Source organism: Ramlibacter albus (assembly GCF_014297445.1).
Taxonomy (GTDB): Bacteria; Pseudomonadota; Gammaproteobacteria; order Burkholderiales; family Burkholderiaceae_C; genus Ramlibacter; species Ramlibacter albus.
On sequence record NZ_JACORU010000006.1, the window covers coordinates 134,422 to 148,598 of the forward strand.

Annotated in this window: 15 protein-coding genes; 8 read left to right on the forward strand and 7 right to left on the reverse strand. The window is 67.6% G+C overall.

Annotation, left to right across the window (positions count from 1 at the left end; genetic code table 11):
• The first annotated feature begins 54 nt into the window (after positions 1-54).
• The gene (locus H8R02_RS17185; RefSeq protein WP_187082675.1) at positions 55-918 is read left to right on the forward strand and encodes an LOG family protein; all 864 of its coding nucleotides are present in this window, start codon (positions 55-57) and stop codon (positions 916-918) included.
• Here the strand turns inward: H8R02_RS17185 and H8R02_RS17190 are convergent.
• The 4 genes from H8R02_RS17190 to H8R02_RS17205 all read right to left on the reverse strand — a co-directional run bounded on the left by H8R02_RS17190 (position 896) and on the right by H8R02_RS17205 (position 5,622).
• Complete coding sequence (locus H8R02_RS17190) at positions 896-1,990, reverse strand: MFS transporter (protein WP_187082910.1); 1,095 nt, start codon at positions 1,988-1,990, stop codon at positions 896-898. The two genes, H8R02_RS17185 and H8R02_RS17190, sit on opposite strands and share 23 nt — an antisense overlap.
• Before the next feature lie 64 nt (positions 1,991-2,054).
• A complete protein-coding gene (locus tag H8R02_RS17195) occupies positions 2,055-3,395 on the reverse strand; it encodes a DNA recombination protein RmuC (RefSeq protein ID WP_187082911.1) in 1,341 nt (446 codons plus the stop codon).
• Positions 3,395-4,384 carry a 2-hydroxyacid dehydrogenase gene (locus H8R02_RS17200; RefSeq protein WP_187082676.1) on the reverse strand — a complete coding sequence of 330 codons (990 nt, stop codon included), beginning with the start codon at positions 4,382-4,384 and terminating at the stop codon, positions 3,395-3,397. The genes H8R02_RS17195 and H8R02_RS17200 overlap by 1 nt, the downstream gene beginning before the upstream one ends.
• Positions 4,381-5,622: an SLC13 family permease gene (locus H8R02_RS17205; protein ID WP_187082677.1), complete on the reverse strand. Its 1,242-nt coding sequence runs from the start codon at positions 5,620-5,622 to the stop codon at positions 4,381-4,383. The genes H8R02_RS17200 and H8R02_RS17205 overlap by 4 nt, the downstream gene beginning before the upstream one ends.
• Before the next feature lie 100 nt (positions 5,623-5,722).
• On the opposite strand from H8R02_RS17205, the gene H8R02_RS17210 reads away from it, so the two are divergent.
• The 3 genes from H8R02_RS17210 to H8R02_RS17220 all read left to right on the forward strand — a co-directional run bounded on the left by H8R02_RS17210 (position 5,723) and on the right by H8R02_RS17220 (position 6,964).
• Positions 5,723-5,935 carry a CsbD family protein gene (locus H8R02_RS17210; protein WP_187082678.1) on the forward strand — a complete coding sequence of 71 codons (213 nt, stop codon included), beginning with the start codon at positions 5,723-5,725 and terminating at the stop codon, positions 5,933-5,935.
• Complete coding sequence (locus H8R02_RS17215) at positions 5,932-6,342, forward strand: hypothetical protein (RefSeq protein ID WP_187082679.1); 411 nt, start codon at positions 5,932-5,934, stop codon at positions 6,340-6,342. Before H8R02_RS17210 ends, H8R02_RS17215 begins: the two co-directional genes overlap by 4 nt.
• A gap of 109 nt (positions 6,343-6,451) precedes the next feature.
• Positions 6,452-6,964, forward strand: a complete 513-nt coding sequence (locus H8R02_RS17220; RefSeq protein WP_187082680.1) for a hypothetical protein — start codon at positions 6,452-6,454, stop codon at positions 6,962-6,964.
• A gap of 6 nt (positions 6,965-6,970) precedes the next feature.
• On the opposite strand, the gene H8R02_RS17225 is transcribed toward H8R02_RS17220, so the two are convergent.
• Together H8R02_RS17225 and H8R02_RS17230 are read right to left on the reverse strand one after the other, a co-directional pair.
• Positions 6,971-7,705, reverse strand: a complete 735-nt coding sequence (locus H8R02_RS17225) for a nitroreductase (RefSeq protein WP_187082681.1) — start codon at positions 7,703-7,705, stop codon at positions 6,971-6,973.
• Positions 7,702-8,631 (reverse strand): histone deacetylase family protein, encoded by a 930-nt coding sequence (locus H8R02_RS17230; protein ID WP_187082682.1) that lies wholly within the window; start codon positions 8,629-8,631, stop codon positions 7,702-7,704. Before H8R02_RS17230 ends, H8R02_RS17225 begins: the two co-directional genes overlap by 4 nt.
• 132 nt (positions 8,632-8,763) lie before the next feature.
• On the opposite strand from H8R02_RS17230, the gene H8R02_RS17235 reads away from it, so the two are divergent.
• From H8R02_RS17235 to ggt, 4 genes are all read left to right on the forward strand, one after another.
• Positions 8,764-9,321 carry a phasin family protein gene (locus tag H8R02_RS17235; protein WP_187082683.1) on the forward strand — a complete coding sequence of 186 codons (558 nt, stop codon included), beginning with the start codon at positions 8,764-8,766 and terminating at the stop codon, positions 9,319-9,321.
• A 254-nt stretch (positions 9,322-9,575) separates the two neighbouring features.
• Entirely contained in the window at positions 9,576-10,613 is a 1,038-nt protein-coding gene (locus tag H8R02_RS17240) for an extracellular solute-binding protein (protein WP_187082684.1), read from the forward strand.
• A gap of 91 nt (positions 10,614-10,704) precedes the next feature.
• Positions 10,705-11,463 (forward strand): 3-hydroxyacyl-CoA dehydrogenase, encoded by a 759-nt coding sequence (locus H8R02_RS17245; RefSeq protein ID WP_187082685.1) that lies wholly within the window; start codon positions 10,705-10,707, stop codon positions 11,461-11,463.
• A 59-nt stretch (positions 11,464-11,522) separates the two neighbouring features.
• Entirely contained in the window at positions 11,523-13,307 is a 1,785-nt protein-coding gene (gene ggt, locus H8R02_RS17250; protein ID WP_187082686.1) for a gamma-glutamyltransferase, read from the forward strand.
• Here ggt and H8R02_RS17255 read toward each other — a convergent pair.
• A complete protein-coding gene (locus H8R02_RS17255; RefSeq protein WP_187082687.1) occupies positions 13,294-14,175 on the reverse strand; it encodes a YihY/virulence factor BrkB family protein in 882 nt (293 codons plus the stop codon). The two genes, ggt and H8R02_RS17255, sit on opposite strands and share 14 nt — an antisense overlap.
• Between the last annotated feature and the right edge of the window lie 2 nt (positions 14,176-14,177).

Consider the following 14,177-nt stretch of genomic DNA (forward strand, 5'->3'; position numbering starts at 1 on the left):
TCGTCCTACATTGGCGTTCGCCCCAGCATTTGGTGCCCGCGCGACAATCCGGCCATGGCCTCGAACCAGAACATCCATGACCGCCGCCTCGCTGACGCCTGGGCGACACTGCAAGCCCATGCCGTCGGGGGCCTCCCGCTCGACCCCGACGCGAGCCGCCTCGCCTTCGCGGACCCGGAATTCCTGCTGCGGCGCGAGACGCGTGGCATCCGCTTCCAGCTGGAGTTGCTCAAGCCGGACCTGGAGCAGCAGGCGGCCGGTATCGAGAACACGATCGTGGTGTTCGGCAGCGCGCGCTTCCGCAGCACCGAACAGGCTGCGAAGCTGGTCGCCGAGGCCGAGGCGTCGGGCGATGAAGCGCAGGCCACCCGCGCCCGGGCGCTGCAGCGCAATTCCCACTACTACGAGAAGGCGCGCGCGTTCGGCCGCATCGTGGCCGAGTACAGCGCCGACAAGGTGCCGCGCGACAAGCTGTTCGTCTGCACGGGTGGCGGCCCGGGCATCATGGAAGCGGCCAACCGCGGCGCGCACGAGGCGGGCGGTGTCAGCGTGGGCCTGGCCATCGCGCTGCCGATGGAGGAAGCGGCCAACCCCTACGTCACGCCGGCGCTCTCGTTCAAGTTCCACTACTTCGCGCTGCGCAAGATGCATTTCATGATGCGCGCGAAGGCGCTGGTCGCCTTCCCCGGCGGCTTCGGCACGCTGGACGAGCTGTTCGAGGTGATCACGCTCGTGCAGACGCGCAAGTCCAAGCAGGTGCCGATCGTGCTGTTCGGCTCCGAGTACTGGAAGCGCCTCGTCGACTTCGACTTCCTCGTGGAAGAAGGCGTGATCTCGCCGGCGGACCTGCAGCTGTTCCACTACGCGGACGAGCCGCAGGTCGCGTGGGAGGCGATCAGGAAGTTCTACCGCCTTTGAGCTTCACGGCCATGGCCGTGCCGCAGCCGACCATCAGGCCCACTGCCCAGAACACGCCCGACACGCCCACGATCGTGCCCGCCGCGCCGAAGAGCACCGGCATACCGACGCTCGACGCGTTGATGGCCATCATGCGCATGCCCACCGCCTCGCCGTGGCGGTGCTCGGGCGTGATCTGGTGCAGCATGCTCATGATCATCGGCTGCACCGAGCCGAGCGCGAACCCGAGCAGGACGGAGCACACGCCCATGCCGAGCGCCGTCGGCATCAGCGGGTAGACGGCGAACAGCACCGCGGTCGCCACCATCGCCGCGCTCACCGTGGCCCACTCTTCCAGGTAGGCGGCCATCATCGGCATCACGACGCGGATCGCTGCCGCGGCGATCGCGAACGAGCCGAGGATCGTGCCGATCACCGACGCCGAGAACCCCCGTTCGTGCCCGAGCACCGGCACGACGAACGTGTGCACGTCCCAGCAGGACGAGAGGAACCAGTTGACGATCAGCAGGCGGCGGAACATGGGGTCCTGCCACAGGTCCCACGCGCGCGTCGGCGCGGCACCTTCGGGCACCACGACCGGCGGCAGCTCGTGCGCCTTGCGCACGAAGAGCCACGCGCCCAGCGGCAGCAGCGCCATGAGCAGGAACGCGGCGCGATAACCCGCGTGGTCGATGACGAGGCCGGCGGCGAACGGCCCGACGAAGTTGGAGATCGCGGGCCCGATCGCGAGCCACGAGAACACTTTCTTCAGCTGCGTGGAGCTCGTCGCCGCGCGGCCCGCATGGCGCTGCAACGCGATGGCCGCGCAACCCGTCGCGCCACCCGTGCACAACGCGCTGATGCAAAGCACGGGGAAGATGGGCCAGATCACGGCAATCCCGACGCCGATGCTCGCCGCGATCACGCCGTAAAGCACGGGCCGCTTGAGCCCGTGCCGGTCCGAGAAGCGGCCGGCGGGCAGCGCGAGGAACACCTGCGTCAGCGCGAACAGCGCGATGAGCACGCCCACCGCCGCCTCGCTGTGCCCCTGGTTGAGCGCATGCAGCGGCGCCGCCATGCGCGTGCCGGCCATGCAGGCGTGCAGGCACACCTGCCCCGCAATGAGGCGCGCGAGCTCCCCGGGGGGCGCGGGAGATTCAGCCGTCGGTGTCGTCACCGTTTTCGTCCACGGGCGGCAACAGGGATTGCGCCTCGCCTTCCGGCAACGCCTCGACCTTGCGCAGCGCCAGCCTCATCTGCTTCGCCCGGGTATCGGCCCTGTCCAGCGTGTCCGAGGCCTTCGACACCTGTTCCTTCACCTTGGCGACCCATTCGCCGTAGCGCTCGAACTCGGTCTTGACGGCGCCGAGCACCTTCCACACTTCGGAGGCCTGCTGTTCGAGGGCCAGCGTGCGAAAGCCCATGTGCAGGCTGTTCAACATGGCGAGCAACGTCGTCGGGCCCGCAAGCGTCACGCGGTAGTCGCGCTGCAGCGTGTCCATCAGTCCGGGGCGGCGCAAGGCTTCGGCGTAGAGGCTCTCGATCGGCAGGAACAGGATCGCGAAGTCGGTGGTCTGCGGCGGGCACAGGTAGTACTCGCAGATCGACTTGGCCTCCTGCCGCAGCCGCACCTCCAGCGCGCGCGACGCGCTCTCCACGCCCGCCTGGTCCGCGCGGTCCTGCGCGTCGAGCAGGCGCTCGTAATCCTCGCGCGGGAATTTCGCGTCGATCGGCAGCCACACGGGCGTGCCGTCGCTGCTGCGCCCCGGGAAGCGAATCGCGAAGTCGACACGCTGGTTGCTGCGCGGCTTGGTCTCCACCTGCTTCGAATACTGCTCGTTCGTCAGCACCTGCTCCAGCAGCGCCTCGAGCTGCACCTCGCCGAACATGCCACGCGTCTTGACGTTGGTCAGCACGCGCTGCAGGTCGCCCACGCCCTGCGCGAGCGACTGCATCTGGCCGAGCCCCTGGTGCACCTGCTCCAGCCGCTCGGCCACCTGCTTGAAGCTTTCGCCCAGGCGCGTCTCCAGCGTGGTCTGCAGCTTCTCGTCCACCGTCTTGCGCATCTCGTCCAGCTTGGCGGCGTTGGTCTGCTGCAGGATCGAGAGCTGCGCTTCGAGCGTGCCGCGCACTTCGGCCAGGCGTCGCACGTTGGCCTCCGACAGCGATTGCAGTTGCTGGTTGAGCGTGTCCGACAGCGTCTTCTGCAGCAGCGCGAGCTGCTGCGTGAGCGCGTCGATCTGCGCGTTCTGAGTGCGCGTGGCTTCGGCGCCGGTCTTGAGCACCGCGTCCTGGAAGGTGGCGAGCGTCTGCGTGAGCTCGGTGCGTGCGCCGCGCGACGACTCGCTGATCTCGCGGCGCAGCTCGCGCTCCAGCCGCTCGTTGGCCGCCATCAGCTCGGCGCGGCCATTGTCCTGCGCCGGCGGCTTGCGCACCAGCAGGACGGCGAGCATGACGACGTTCGCGATCGCGAGGGCGAGGATCAGCCAGGTCTCGATCAAGCGCGCGCCCCTTGCAGCACTTCGGGGTTCAGCGGCGTGAGCGGCTTGCCGTTCACGAGGAACCCGATGAGGTTGTCGGCGGCGAGCTCCGCCATCGCGCGGCGTGTCTGGACCGTGGCGCTGGCGATGTGGGGCGTGAGCACGACGTTGGGCACCGTGAGCAGGTCGGGGTGCACCTTGGGCTCGCCTTCGAACACGTCCAGACCCGCGGCCGCGATGCGGCGCTCTCGCAGCGCCTGCGCGAGGGCTGCGTCGTCGACGATGCCGCCGCGCGCGATGTTCACGAGCGTCGCCGTCGGCTTCATCAGCGCGATCTCCGCCGCGCCGATCGCGTGGTGCGATTGCGGTGTGTACGGCAGCACCAGCACCAGGTGGTCGGCCTGGCGCAGCAGGTCTTCCTTGCTCACATACGCCGCGCCGCAAGCGCGCTCCAGCTCGGGCGAGAGCCGCGAGCGGTTGTGGTAGATCACCTTCATGCCGAAGCCGTGCGCGCCGCGCTTCGCGATGCCCTGCCCGATGCGGCCCATGCCCAGGATGCCCAGCGTGCTGCCGTGCACTTCGCTGCCCGCGAACATGTCGAAGCGCCAGCGGTCCCACTTTCCGGCGCGCAGGAAATGCTCGCTCTCGGTGATGCGGCGCGCGGTGGCCATCAGCAGCGCGAAGCCGAAGTCGGCCGTGGTTTCGGTCAGCACGTCGGGCGTGTTGGTCGCGAGCACGCCGCGCGCGGTCATCGCCGCGAGGTCGAAGTTGTTGAAGCCGACGGCCATGTTGGCGCACAGCTTCAGGCCGGGGCACGCTGCCAGCACTTCGGCGTCGATGCGCTCGCTGCCGGTGGTGAACGCGCCCGCCTTGCCTTGCAGGCGTTCGATGAGCTGCGGCTTGGTCCACAGCACGTCGTCCTGGTTGGCCTGGACGTCGAAATGCTGCTGCAGCTTCGCCAGCGTCTCCGGGAAGACGGCGCGGGCGACGAGGATGGAAGGTTTCATGGTGACTTGGCGGGAACGGGTTGCGACTTTGACCGGGATTGGACATGCTCGTCGGGCGCCCAGCCCAGCACGAGCAGCAGCGCGGCGAAGCCGAGCACGTAGCCGACGGCGACGTGCCAGCCGCCGCGCACCCACGCGACCACGGAGCGGCCTTCAGGGTACATGTTGCACAGGGCGACGCCGGCAGAGGAGCCGAACCAGATCATCGAGCCGCCGAAACCGACGGCATAGGCGAGGAAGCCCCAGTCGTAGCCGCCTTGGCGCAACGCGAGCGCGGTCAGCGGGATGTTGTCGAAAACGGCGCTCACGAAGCCGAGGCCCAGTGTGGTGGCCCACGAAGCGGCGGGCAAGGCCTTCACCGGCATCATCGCGGCGCACATGACGAGGGCTAGCAGGAAGATGCTGCCGCGCAGAGCGCCGGGCAGCAGGCTCCACGTGGGGCTGCGCCAGCCGGCGGTGGCGAGCAACGCCACCCACACCGCGATGCCGATGGCGGGCCAGTCGTTGAGCGCCTGCGGATGGCGCAGGTTGAGGAACACATTGGTTGCAATCGCCGCCACGAGGATGATCGCGACGACCGCGAGCCGCGCGTGGTCCACGTTCACCTGCTTCGGGCTGTCCTTCATGATCGGCTGGTACGCGTGCTGCTGCCGGGCCGCGACCACGCTGAAGAACAGCACGGCCACGATGGCGCCGACGTACGCCTCGAACACCTGCACCGGCGACACGCCAGCGATCCACATCATCGTCGTGGTGGTGTCGCCGACCACGCTCCCGGCGCCGCCTGCGTTGCTGGCCGCGACGATGGCAGCGAGGTAGCCCACGTGCACGCGGCCGCGATAGAGCACGTGCGCCATGGCGCCGCCCAGCATCGCGGCGGCGATGTTGTCGAGGAAGCTCGAGATGACGGCCACGATCACCAGCAGCCAGAAGCCGCCCTTCCAGTCGTCGGGCAGCACGTCGGGCAGCAGGTCGGTGAGGTGGCTGCGCTCGAAGTGGTCCGCCAGCAGCGCGAAGCCGAGCAGCAGCCCGAGCAGGTTGGCCAGCGTCACCCATTCGTGCGCCAGCAGGCCCGCGAGGCCGGGCAGGCCGGGCACCCCGCCGAAATCGCCGAGCAGCAGCTTGTACAGCGCGATGGTCACCATGCCGGTGAGCGCGACCTGCAGCGTGTGGTGGTGGAACAGCGCGACGCCGAGCAGCGTGAGGGCGAAGAGGATGAAATCGAAGGGGACGCCCATGGCGCGCGATTATCCGTGACTCGACTGTAGGCACCTGCCTACGAAAGTGCTCCAGCGCTTCCTACCGCCGTGCCGGGGAGCGCTTCCTACAGTGCGGAGCATGAACCACGATCGCATCGAGGGCCGCTGGAAGCAGATCAAGGGCAAGGTGAAGGAGCAGTGGGGCCGCCTCACCGACGACGACCTCGAGGTCATCGCCGGGCGGCGCGACCAGCTGCTCGGCCGCATCCAGCAGCGCCACGGCATCGCGCGTGAGGAAGCCGAGCGCGAAGTGCGCCGCTTCGAGCGCGACCACCCGGACACGCTGGCATGAACGCGCGCCTTGCGGCACTCGCGGGCGTGATGGCGCTTGCGGCCGCGCTGCCCGCCGCGGCGATGACGCGCGCCGAGTACAGCGCGCAACGCTCGCGCATCCAGGACAAGTACGCCACCGACAAGGACCGCTGCTGGACACGCGGCGACGTTCAGCGGCGCGTGTGTGAAGTGCAGGCCCGCGTCGCCTATGACATCGCGCGCCTGGAGTTGCGCGCGCAGTACCGGCCGACGCCATCCAATGTCGAGAAGGCACGCCACGCGAAAGCCGATGCCGCGCGGGCGCTCGACGAAGCCAGGTGCGACGACCTGCGCGCGAGCGCGAAGAAGGTCTGCGTCGACGAGGCGCGTGCCAAGTGGAAGAACGCGCGCGCGGAAGAGCACGCCGCCGCCTCCGAGGCGCGCTGAGCTCGCGCTTGTCGGCTGCGGCCTACGCCACAGGTTTGCAACGTCCTACCGCCTGAGCTTGCCCCGGTGCGTTGCATGGAAGGACCCCTCCCAACAGAAAGGACCCGACATGAAACAGACCTTCATTTCCCTCGCCGTGGCCGCCTGCTGCGCCGTCACCGGCTCCGCATTCGCCGCGATGAACAAGGACGAGTACAAGGCCGAGAAGGACAAGATCGAAGCCGCGTACAAGGCCGACAAGGCCAAGTGCGACGCGCTGAAGGACAACGCCAAGGACATCTGCAAGGCCGAGGCCAAGGGCAAGGAGAAGGTTGCCAAGGCCCAGCTGGAGGCCAGTTACAAGCCCAGCCCGAAGCACGAAGCCGACGTGAAGAAGGCCCAGGCCGACGCCGACTACGACGTCGCCAAGGAAAAGTGCGAGGACCTCAAGGGCAAGGAACAGAGCGCCTGCAAGCAGGAAGCCAAGGCCGCGCACGAGAAGGCCAAGGGCGAAGTGAAGGCCGCCAAGGCCGAAGCCAAGGCCGTCGAGAAGAAGGTCGAGGCGAAGGACGAGAAGTCCTCCGCGATGGGCGCCGGCCCCACGACGTCGCCGAACACGACGACGTCCGGCCAGAAGAAGTAAGGGCTTCTAGCCGAGCCAGCGCGTGAACGTCTCCACACCCTCGCGCGGGGTGTGGAACGTATTCACGTGCGCCGTTTCGTCGGCGTAGCCGAGCGACATGCCGCACAGGAGCACCTGGGTGTCCGGGGCGCCGATGTGCGGCTTGACCACGGTGGCGAACTCGTCCCACGCGGCTTGCGGGCACGTATGGAGCCCACGGGCGCGGGCGGCCACCATGATGTTCTGGATGAACATGCCCGTGTCCATCAGGGAGCCGCGGCCCAGCACCTTGTCGACGGTGAACATCAGGCCCACCGGCGCGTCGAAGAACACGTAGTTGCGCTGGTGCTGCGCATGCATCTTCGCCTTCTCGCCCTTCTGGATGCCCAGCAGCCCGTACAGGCCCCAGCCGTTCTCGCGGCGGCGGTCGATGTAGGGCGACACCCACTTCTCGGGGTAGTAGTCGAAGTTCTCGCGGTAGCTCTCGGCGAGCGACGGATCGGCGAACACCTTGTCGTGCGCCTCGCACACCTTGCGCGACAGCGAGTCGCGCGCTTCCCCCATGAGCACATACACGTTCCACGGCTGGTGGTTCGTGCCCGAGGGCGCGCGCCGTGCGACGGAGAGGATCTCCTCGATCGTTTCGCGGCTGACCGGCTTGTCGCGCAGGAACGCGCGGCACGAGAAACGGCTTTCGATGGCGGCGTCGACGCTCGCGCGGTCGTTCACGACGGTGGTTACTTGCGGTCGGGTCTGGCTCATCGCGGGCGATTTTGCCAGCGCATCGAATAACCCGCGGCGACGCGGAATGTATTGAGCTGCACCTGCACGGTGTTCTCGAGTTCGTGGCCGTAGCCGCCGGCCATCGCGAAGGCCATCGGCAGGCGGCGCTGCCATGCCCAGTCGAAGACGCGGCGGTCGCGTGCTTCGAGGCCGTCGAAAGTGAGTTTCAGGCGGCCGAGCCGGTCGCCCTCGTGCGGGTCGGCGCCGGCGAGGTAGATCGCGAACTGCGGCTCGAAGCGGGCATCGAGTTCGCCCAGCGCGCGCTCCAGCGCTTGCAGGTACTCGTCGTCGCCGCAACCGTCGGGCAGTTCGGCGTCGAGGCTGCCGGCCTCCTTGCGGAAGGGGAAGTTCTTCGCCCCGTGCAGCGAGAGTGTGAACACCGTGTCGTCGCCGCGGAACACGTGCGCCGTGCCGTTGCCCTGGTGCACGTCGAGGTCGATGATGGCCACGCGCAGCGGCCTGCGGTCGACGCGGGCGTGCTCGGCCTGCATCAGCCGCGTCGCGACGGCCGCGTCGTTGAAGACGCAGAAGCCGCCGCCCTTGTCGGCATAGCTGTGGTGCGTGCCGCCCGCGATGTTGGCGGCAACGCCCTCGGCGAGCGCCGTGCGCGCCGCTGCGATCGTCGCGCCGACCGAATGCCGCGCCCGCTCGGCCATGGCCTCGCTCCACGGGAAGCCGATCTCGCGCATGACCCGGGGATCGACCGAGCCGTCACTGATGGCCTGGATATAGGCCGGCGTGTGCACCAGGGCGAGCTCGCCATCCGTGGCCCGCGGGGCCGGTGTCAGCCGGATTTCAGGAAGCTCGCGCTCCAGCCGGTCCCGCAGCAGCCGGTATTTGCCCATCGGAAACCGGTGCCCCACGGGGAGCGGCAGCACGAAACGGTCGGTGTAGAAGACCCGCATCTCCCCGAATTTAGACGATGCCTCCTAGATTGTTGCAATGCAGCAAAACATCGCTATACTTCTCCCCATGCTGCACTGCAACAAAGCGGAGCAGACGAAGTTCGAACCCAACCCTCTTCAGGAGAAATGAACATGCTGACCGCTGAACAAGTGCTGGCCGCCCAAAAAGCCAACGTCGAAACCCTCTTCGGCCTGACCACCAAGGCTTTCGAAGGCGTCGAGAAGCTCGTCGAGCTGAACGTCACCGCTTCCAAGGCCGCCCTGGCCGAAGCCGCCGACACGACCGCCGCCATCCTGTCCGTCAAGGACGCGCAGGAACTGCTGGCCCTGCAAGCCGCCCTCTTCCAGCCCCTGGCCGAGAAGACCGCCGCCTACAGCCGCCACCTGTACGACATCACGGCCGGCACTTCCGCCGAGTTCACCAAGTCGTTCGAAGGCCAGTTCGCCGAAGCCCAGAAGAAGTTCCTGTCGGTCGTGGACAACGCCGCCAAGAACGCTCCCGCCGGCTCCGAGACCGCCGTCGCCGTGTTCAAGAGCGCCGTTGCCGCCGGCAACAACGCCCTCGAGTCCGTGCAGAAGGCCGTCAAGCAAGCCACTGAAGTCGCGGAAGCCAACTTCAACGCCGTCGCCAACACCGCCGTGAACGCCGCCAAGACGACCACGACGAAGTCCAAGCGCGCTGCCGCCTAAAGAGCCCCAAGAAACTTGAACTCTCGGGGTCCCGGCCCCAGATCTCTGGAGCTGGAACTCTACAACTCACGAGACGTCTACCGGATACTCTCGTGACTGAACCGAGAGTTCTTCAGGTTGTCTCCTCGGGTCCTTTCGACACCTCAACAGGTTCAGGGATCCTTCAAGCCCCAGCCGCAAGGCCGGGGCTTTTTTTATAGTCATTTGATCCAACACAAACGAGAATGATTCGCGTTTGATGTAGTATCCCGGCCATGTTCAAGAAAACCCTTGCCCTCGCAGCCCTGGCCGTGGCGTTCTCCGCCTCCGCCCAGGAGAACGTGCTGAACCTCTACTCCGCCCGGCACTACCAGACGGACGAGGCCCTGTACGAGAACTTCACCAAGGCCACAGGCATCAAGATCAACCGCGTTGACTCCGACGACGCAGGCATCTTGGCGCGCCTGAAGGCCGAAGGCGCCGCGTCGCCCGCCGACGTGATTCTGCTCGTCGACGCGGCTCGGTTGTACCGCGGTGAGGTCGATGGCCTGTTCAAGCCGGTCAAGTCCAAGGTGCTGGAAGACGCGATCCCCGCGCAGTACCGCGCGCCCGCGACGCCCGAAGGCACGAGCTGGTTCGGCTTCTCCACCCGCGCACGCGTCATCGTGTACGACAAGGTGAAGGTCAAGCGCGAGGACGTGGACACGTACGAGAAGCTCGCCGACCCGCGCAACAAGGGCAAGGTCTGCATCCGCTCCGGCTCGCACCCCTACAACCTGTCGCTCTTCGGCGCGGTGACGCAGCACCTGGGCGAGCAGAAGGCCGAGCAATGGCTCAAGGGCGTGGTCGCCAACCTGGCGCGCGACCCCAAGGGCGGCGACACCGACCAGATCAAGGCCGTGGGCGCCGGCGAGTGCCAGATCGCGGTGAGCAACACCTACTACATCGCGCGCCTGCTGCGCTCGAACAACCCCGAGGACAAGGCGCTGATGGAGCGCGTGTCCGTCTCGTTCCCCAACCAGGCTTCGTGGGGCACGCACCTGAACATCGCCGGCGGCGCCGTGGCGAAGAACGCCAAACACCCCGAGGCGGCGGTGAAGTTCCTCGAGTACCTCGCGAGCCCGCAGGCGCAGGAGTACTTCGCCAACGGGAACAACGAATGGCCCACTGCCAAGGGCGTGAAGGTCAAGAACCCCGCGCTGCAGGCCATGAGCGGCGGCGGCGACTTCAAGGCCGAGACCATCCCGCTCGCCGCCGTCGGCGCCAACACGGTCAAGGTGCAGCAGATGCTGGACCGCGTCGGCTTCAAATAAAAGACCCACCCTCACTCTCTCCTGCCCGCTTTCGAGCGGGCTTTTTTGCGCCGATAATTGACGTTTACGTCAACGTCAATCAGGAGCAGCCATGGAGATCAGCGGCAAGGTGTTCATCGTCACCGGCGGCGCATCGGGTTTGGGTGAAGGTACGGCGCGCATGCTGGCCGCCAATGGCGGCAAGGTCGTCGTCGCCGACATGCAGGCGGACAAGGGCGAGGCCGTCGCGAAGGAAATCGGCGGCGCTTTCGTCAAGTGCGACGTGAGCCAGGAAGCCGATGGCCAGGCCGTGGTCGCGAAGGCTGTCTCGATGGGCAAGCTGATGGGCCTCGTCAACTGCGCCGGCGTCGCACCCGCCGAGAAGACGGTAGGCAAGAACGGCGCGCACAGCCTCGCGACGTACACGAAGACGATCATGGTCAACCTGGTCGGCTCCTTCAACATGATCCGCCTCGCGGCCGAAGCGATGGCGAAGAACGAGCCCGAATCCACCGGCGAGCGCGGCTGCATGATCTCCACCGCTTCCGTCGCCGCGTACGACGGCCAGATCGGCCAGGCCGCATACAGCGCCTCGAAGGGCGGCGTGGTCGGCATGACGCTGCCCATCGCGCGCGACCTCTCGCGCAACGGCATCCGCAACATGACGATCGCGCCGGGCATCTTCGGCACGCCCATGCTGTTCGGCATGCCCAAGGAAGTGCAGGACGCGCTGGCCGCGAGCGTGCCCTTCCCTTCGCGCCTGGGCACGCCCGAGGACTACGCCAAGCTCGCGAAGCACATCTTCGAGAACGACATGCTCAACGGCGAGGTGATCCGGCTGGACGGGGCGATCCGGCTCGCGCCGAAGTAACCTCGAACGCCCTGGACTTGCATCGCGGCCTTATAGTCGCCGCGCATCCAGGAGTTCCGATGAAAAGACACGCCCTTGCGGCTCTCGCTACCGCCGCGCTGCTCGCGGCTTGCGCCGGCCTCGGCCCCGCATCGCCCAACGCAGTGCCGCCCGACCCTGAAGCGGCGTCCGGCTACACCGCGAAACCCGGCTGGAGCACAACCCGCTTCGCCGTCGCGGCTGCCAATCCGCTCGCAACGCAGGCGGGCTACGACGTCCTGAGGGCCGGTGGCACGGCAGTCGACGCCGCGGTTGCCGTGCAGATGGTGCTCGGCCTCGTCGAGCCGCAATCGAGCGGCATCGGCGGCGGCGCGTTCCTGATGCATTACGACGGCAGGCAGGTCGAGGCTTACGACGGCCGCGAGACCGCACCCGCGGCCGCGGACGAGAAGCTGTTCCTTCGCGCCGACGGCAAGCCGATGGCTTTCGGCGATGCGGTCGTCGGCGGCCGCTCCGTGGGCGTGCCCGGCGTGCTTCGTATGCTCGAACTCGCGCACAAGGAGCATGGCAAGCTGCCGTGGGCCGCGCTCTTCCAGCCCGCGATCCAACTTGCCGAAGAAGGATTCAAGGTCAGCCCGCGCCTCAACACACTGGCGAACAACAACCAGTTCCTCAAGAACGACCCGGTCGCGGCGGCGTACTTCCACGGCCGCGATGGCCGGCCGCATCCGGTCGGCCACGTGCTGCGCAACCCCGAGTACGCGGCCGTGCTCAAGCGCATCGCACGCGAAGGCAGCGACGCGTTCTATCGCGGGGAGGTCGCGCAGGCCATCGTCGACAAGGTCAACGGGCACCCGACCAACCCGGGCCGCATGTCGCTCGCCGACCTTGCCGGCTACCAGGCGAAGAAGCGCGCCCCTTTGTGCTTCGACTACCTCGCTCGCGCGCGCGAGTACCGCGTGTGCGGCTTCCCGCCGCCGAGTTCCGGTGCGATCGCCATCGGCCAGATGTTCACCATCCTGCGCAACGTGCACGCGGACGCGATCCCGCTCGACGCCGGCCAGCCTTCGGCGAACTGGCTGCACCTTTACACCGAAGCCGCGCGGCTCGCGTTCGCGGACCGCAACCAGTACATCGGCGACCCGGAGTTCGTGCAGCCGCCCGCCGGCGACTGGAGGACACTGCTGAACCCGGCGTACCTCGAGTCGCGCGCACGCCTGATCGGCGCAACGAGCATGAAGGTGGCCGAACCCGGCGTGCCCGGCCCCATCCGCATCTCGTACGCACCCGCGGATGCGCAGGAGGAATACGGCACGTCGCACATCAGCATCGTCGACGCGCAGGGCCGCGCGATCGCGGTGACGACGACCATCGAGCAGGAGTTCGGCTCGCGGCAGATGGTCAAGGGCTTCCTGCTGAACAACGAGCTCACCGATTTCAACTTCGCGCCCGCGGATGCTCAGGGCCGCCCGGTCGCCAACCGCGTCCAGCCCGGCAAGCGGCCGCGCTCGTCGATGGCACCGACACTCGTGTTCGACAAGCCCACGGGCCAGTTCGTGATGAGCGCCGGCAGCCCCGGCGGCGCCGCGATCATCCACTTCACCGCGAAGACGCTCTATGGCGTGCTGAACTGGGGCCTCGATGCGCAGCGCGCGATCGACCTGCCGAACTTCGGCTCGTACAACGGACCCACGATCCTCGAGCAGAAGCGCTTTCCGCCAACAACCGTCGAGGCGCTCAAGGCGCGCGGCGCCGAAGTGCGCGAGCAGGACATGACCAGCGGCCTGCAGGCCGTGCAGAAGACGCCGGCCGGCTACTTCGGCGGCGCCGACCCGCGCCGCGAAGGCATCGTCATGGGGGAGTAGGCGCGGGCGCTCCCTTGCGCTCGATCCGCTCGTACTCGGAGATCACCTGCGCGCCCAGCAGCAGCAAGGTCGCGGCGATCTCGAGCGAGAACAGCACGACGATGGCCGTGGTGAGCGAACCGTAGACCACGTTTACTTTCGACACGGTGGAGAAGTACCACACGAGCAGGTGCCGCGTGATCTCCCACAGCACCGCGGCCGTCGCGCCGCCGATCAGCGCGTGCCGCCAGACGAGGCGCCCGACGGGCATCACCATGTACACGGACGTGAGCAGGAACACCTCGCCGACGAAACCGAGCAGGTAGAGCAGCACGCCGGAGAACCCCTGAAGCGACCACTCGCGGCCGAGCACCGCCACGCGGTCCTGGCCCAGCGCTTCGAGCGCACCCGCCATCACGGTGACCACGAGGAAGCCGAAGCCTAGGCACACGATGTACGCGTAGGGCAGCAGCGCCGAGACGAGGAAGTGCCGCCTGCGGACGTTCAGGCGGTGCAGGAAGATCACCGTCATCGCCTTCTCGAGCACCGTGAACCCCAGCGAGCTGAAGAACAGCATGGTCGCGAGCAGCACCCAGCCGACGAAGTCTCGGTGCGTCACGAAGTTGTGCAGTTCGGCCACGATCGCCTTCGACTGGCCCGGCACGATCCATTCGAGATAGCGGCCGAGCGTCGCCAGCAGCTCGCGCTGCTCCACGAAGTGCGACGCGCCGATCACCACGAGGATGAGCAGCGGCACCACCGACAGCAGCGCGTAGTAGGCAACCGCACCCGCCAGCAGCAGCCCCTGGTTCTGCTTGAACCCCTTGAGCACGCGCTTGGCGAACTCCCAGGGGTGGCTTGTCACGTAAGCGACGGCGGGGCTGAGCATGC

What these genes read in the sequence shown, in the direction of transcription:
- H8R02_RS17210 (WP_187082678.1), top strand. Translation starts at nt 5,723, where the DNA reads ATGAACCACGATCGCATCGAGGGCCGCTGGAAGCAGATCAAGGGCAAG.
- H8R02_RS17255 (WP_187082687.1), bottom strand. Translation starts at nt 14,175, where the DNA reads ATGCTCAGCCCCGCCGTCGCTTACGTGACAAGCCACCCCTGGGAGTTC.
- ggt (WP_187082686.1), top strand. Translation starts at nt 11,523, where the DNA reads ATGAAAAGACACGCCCTTGCGGCTCTCGCTACCGCCGCGCTGCTCGCG.
- H8R02_RS17235 (WP_187082683.1), top strand. Translation starts at nt 8,764, where the DNA reads ATGCTGACCGCTGAACAAGTGCTGGCCGCCCAAAAAGCCAACGTCGAA.
- H8R02_RS17185 (WP_187082675.1), top strand. Translation starts at nt 55, where the DNA reads ATGGCCTCGAACCAGAACATCCATGACCGCCGCCTCGCTGACGCCTGG.
- H8R02_RS17225 (WP_187082681.1), bottom strand. Translation starts at nt 7,705, where the DNA reads ATGAGCCAGACCCGACCGCAAGTAACCACCGTCGTGAACGACCGCGCG.
- H8R02_RS17230 (WP_187082682.1), bottom strand. Translation starts at nt 8,631, where the DNA reads ATGCGGGTCTTCTACACCGACCGTTTCGTGCTGCCGCTCCCCGTGGGG.
- H8R02_RS17240 (WP_187082684.1), top strand. Translation starts at nt 9,576, where the DNA reads ATGTTCAAGAAAACCCTTGCCCTCGCAGCCCTGGCCGTGGCGTTCTCC.
- H8R02_RS17245 (WP_187082685.1), top strand. Translation starts at nt 10,705, where the DNA reads ATGGAGATCAGCGGCAAGGTGTTCATCGTCACCGGCGGCGCATCGGGT.
- H8R02_RS17190 (WP_187082910.1), bottom strand. Translation starts at nt 1,990, where the DNA reads ATGGCCGGCACGCGCATGGCGGCGCCGCTGCATGCGCTCAACCAGGGG.
- H8R02_RS17220 (WP_187082680.1), top strand. Translation starts at nt 6,452, where the DNA reads ATGAAACAGACCTTCATTTCCCTCGCCGTGGCCGCCTGCTGCGCCGTC.
- H8R02_RS17205 (WP_187082677.1), bottom strand. Translation starts at nt 5,622, where the DNA reads ATGGGCGTCCCCTTCGATTTCATCCTCTTCGCCCTCACGCTGCTCGGC.
- H8R02_RS17200 (WP_187082676.1), bottom strand. Translation starts at nt 4,384, where the DNA reads ATGAAACCTTCCATCCTCGTCGCCCGCGCCGTCTTCCCGGAGACGCTG.
- H8R02_RS17215 (WP_187082679.1), top strand. Translation starts at nt 5,932, where the DNA reads ATGAACGCGCGCCTTGCGGCACTCGCGGGCGTGATGGCGCTTGCGGCC.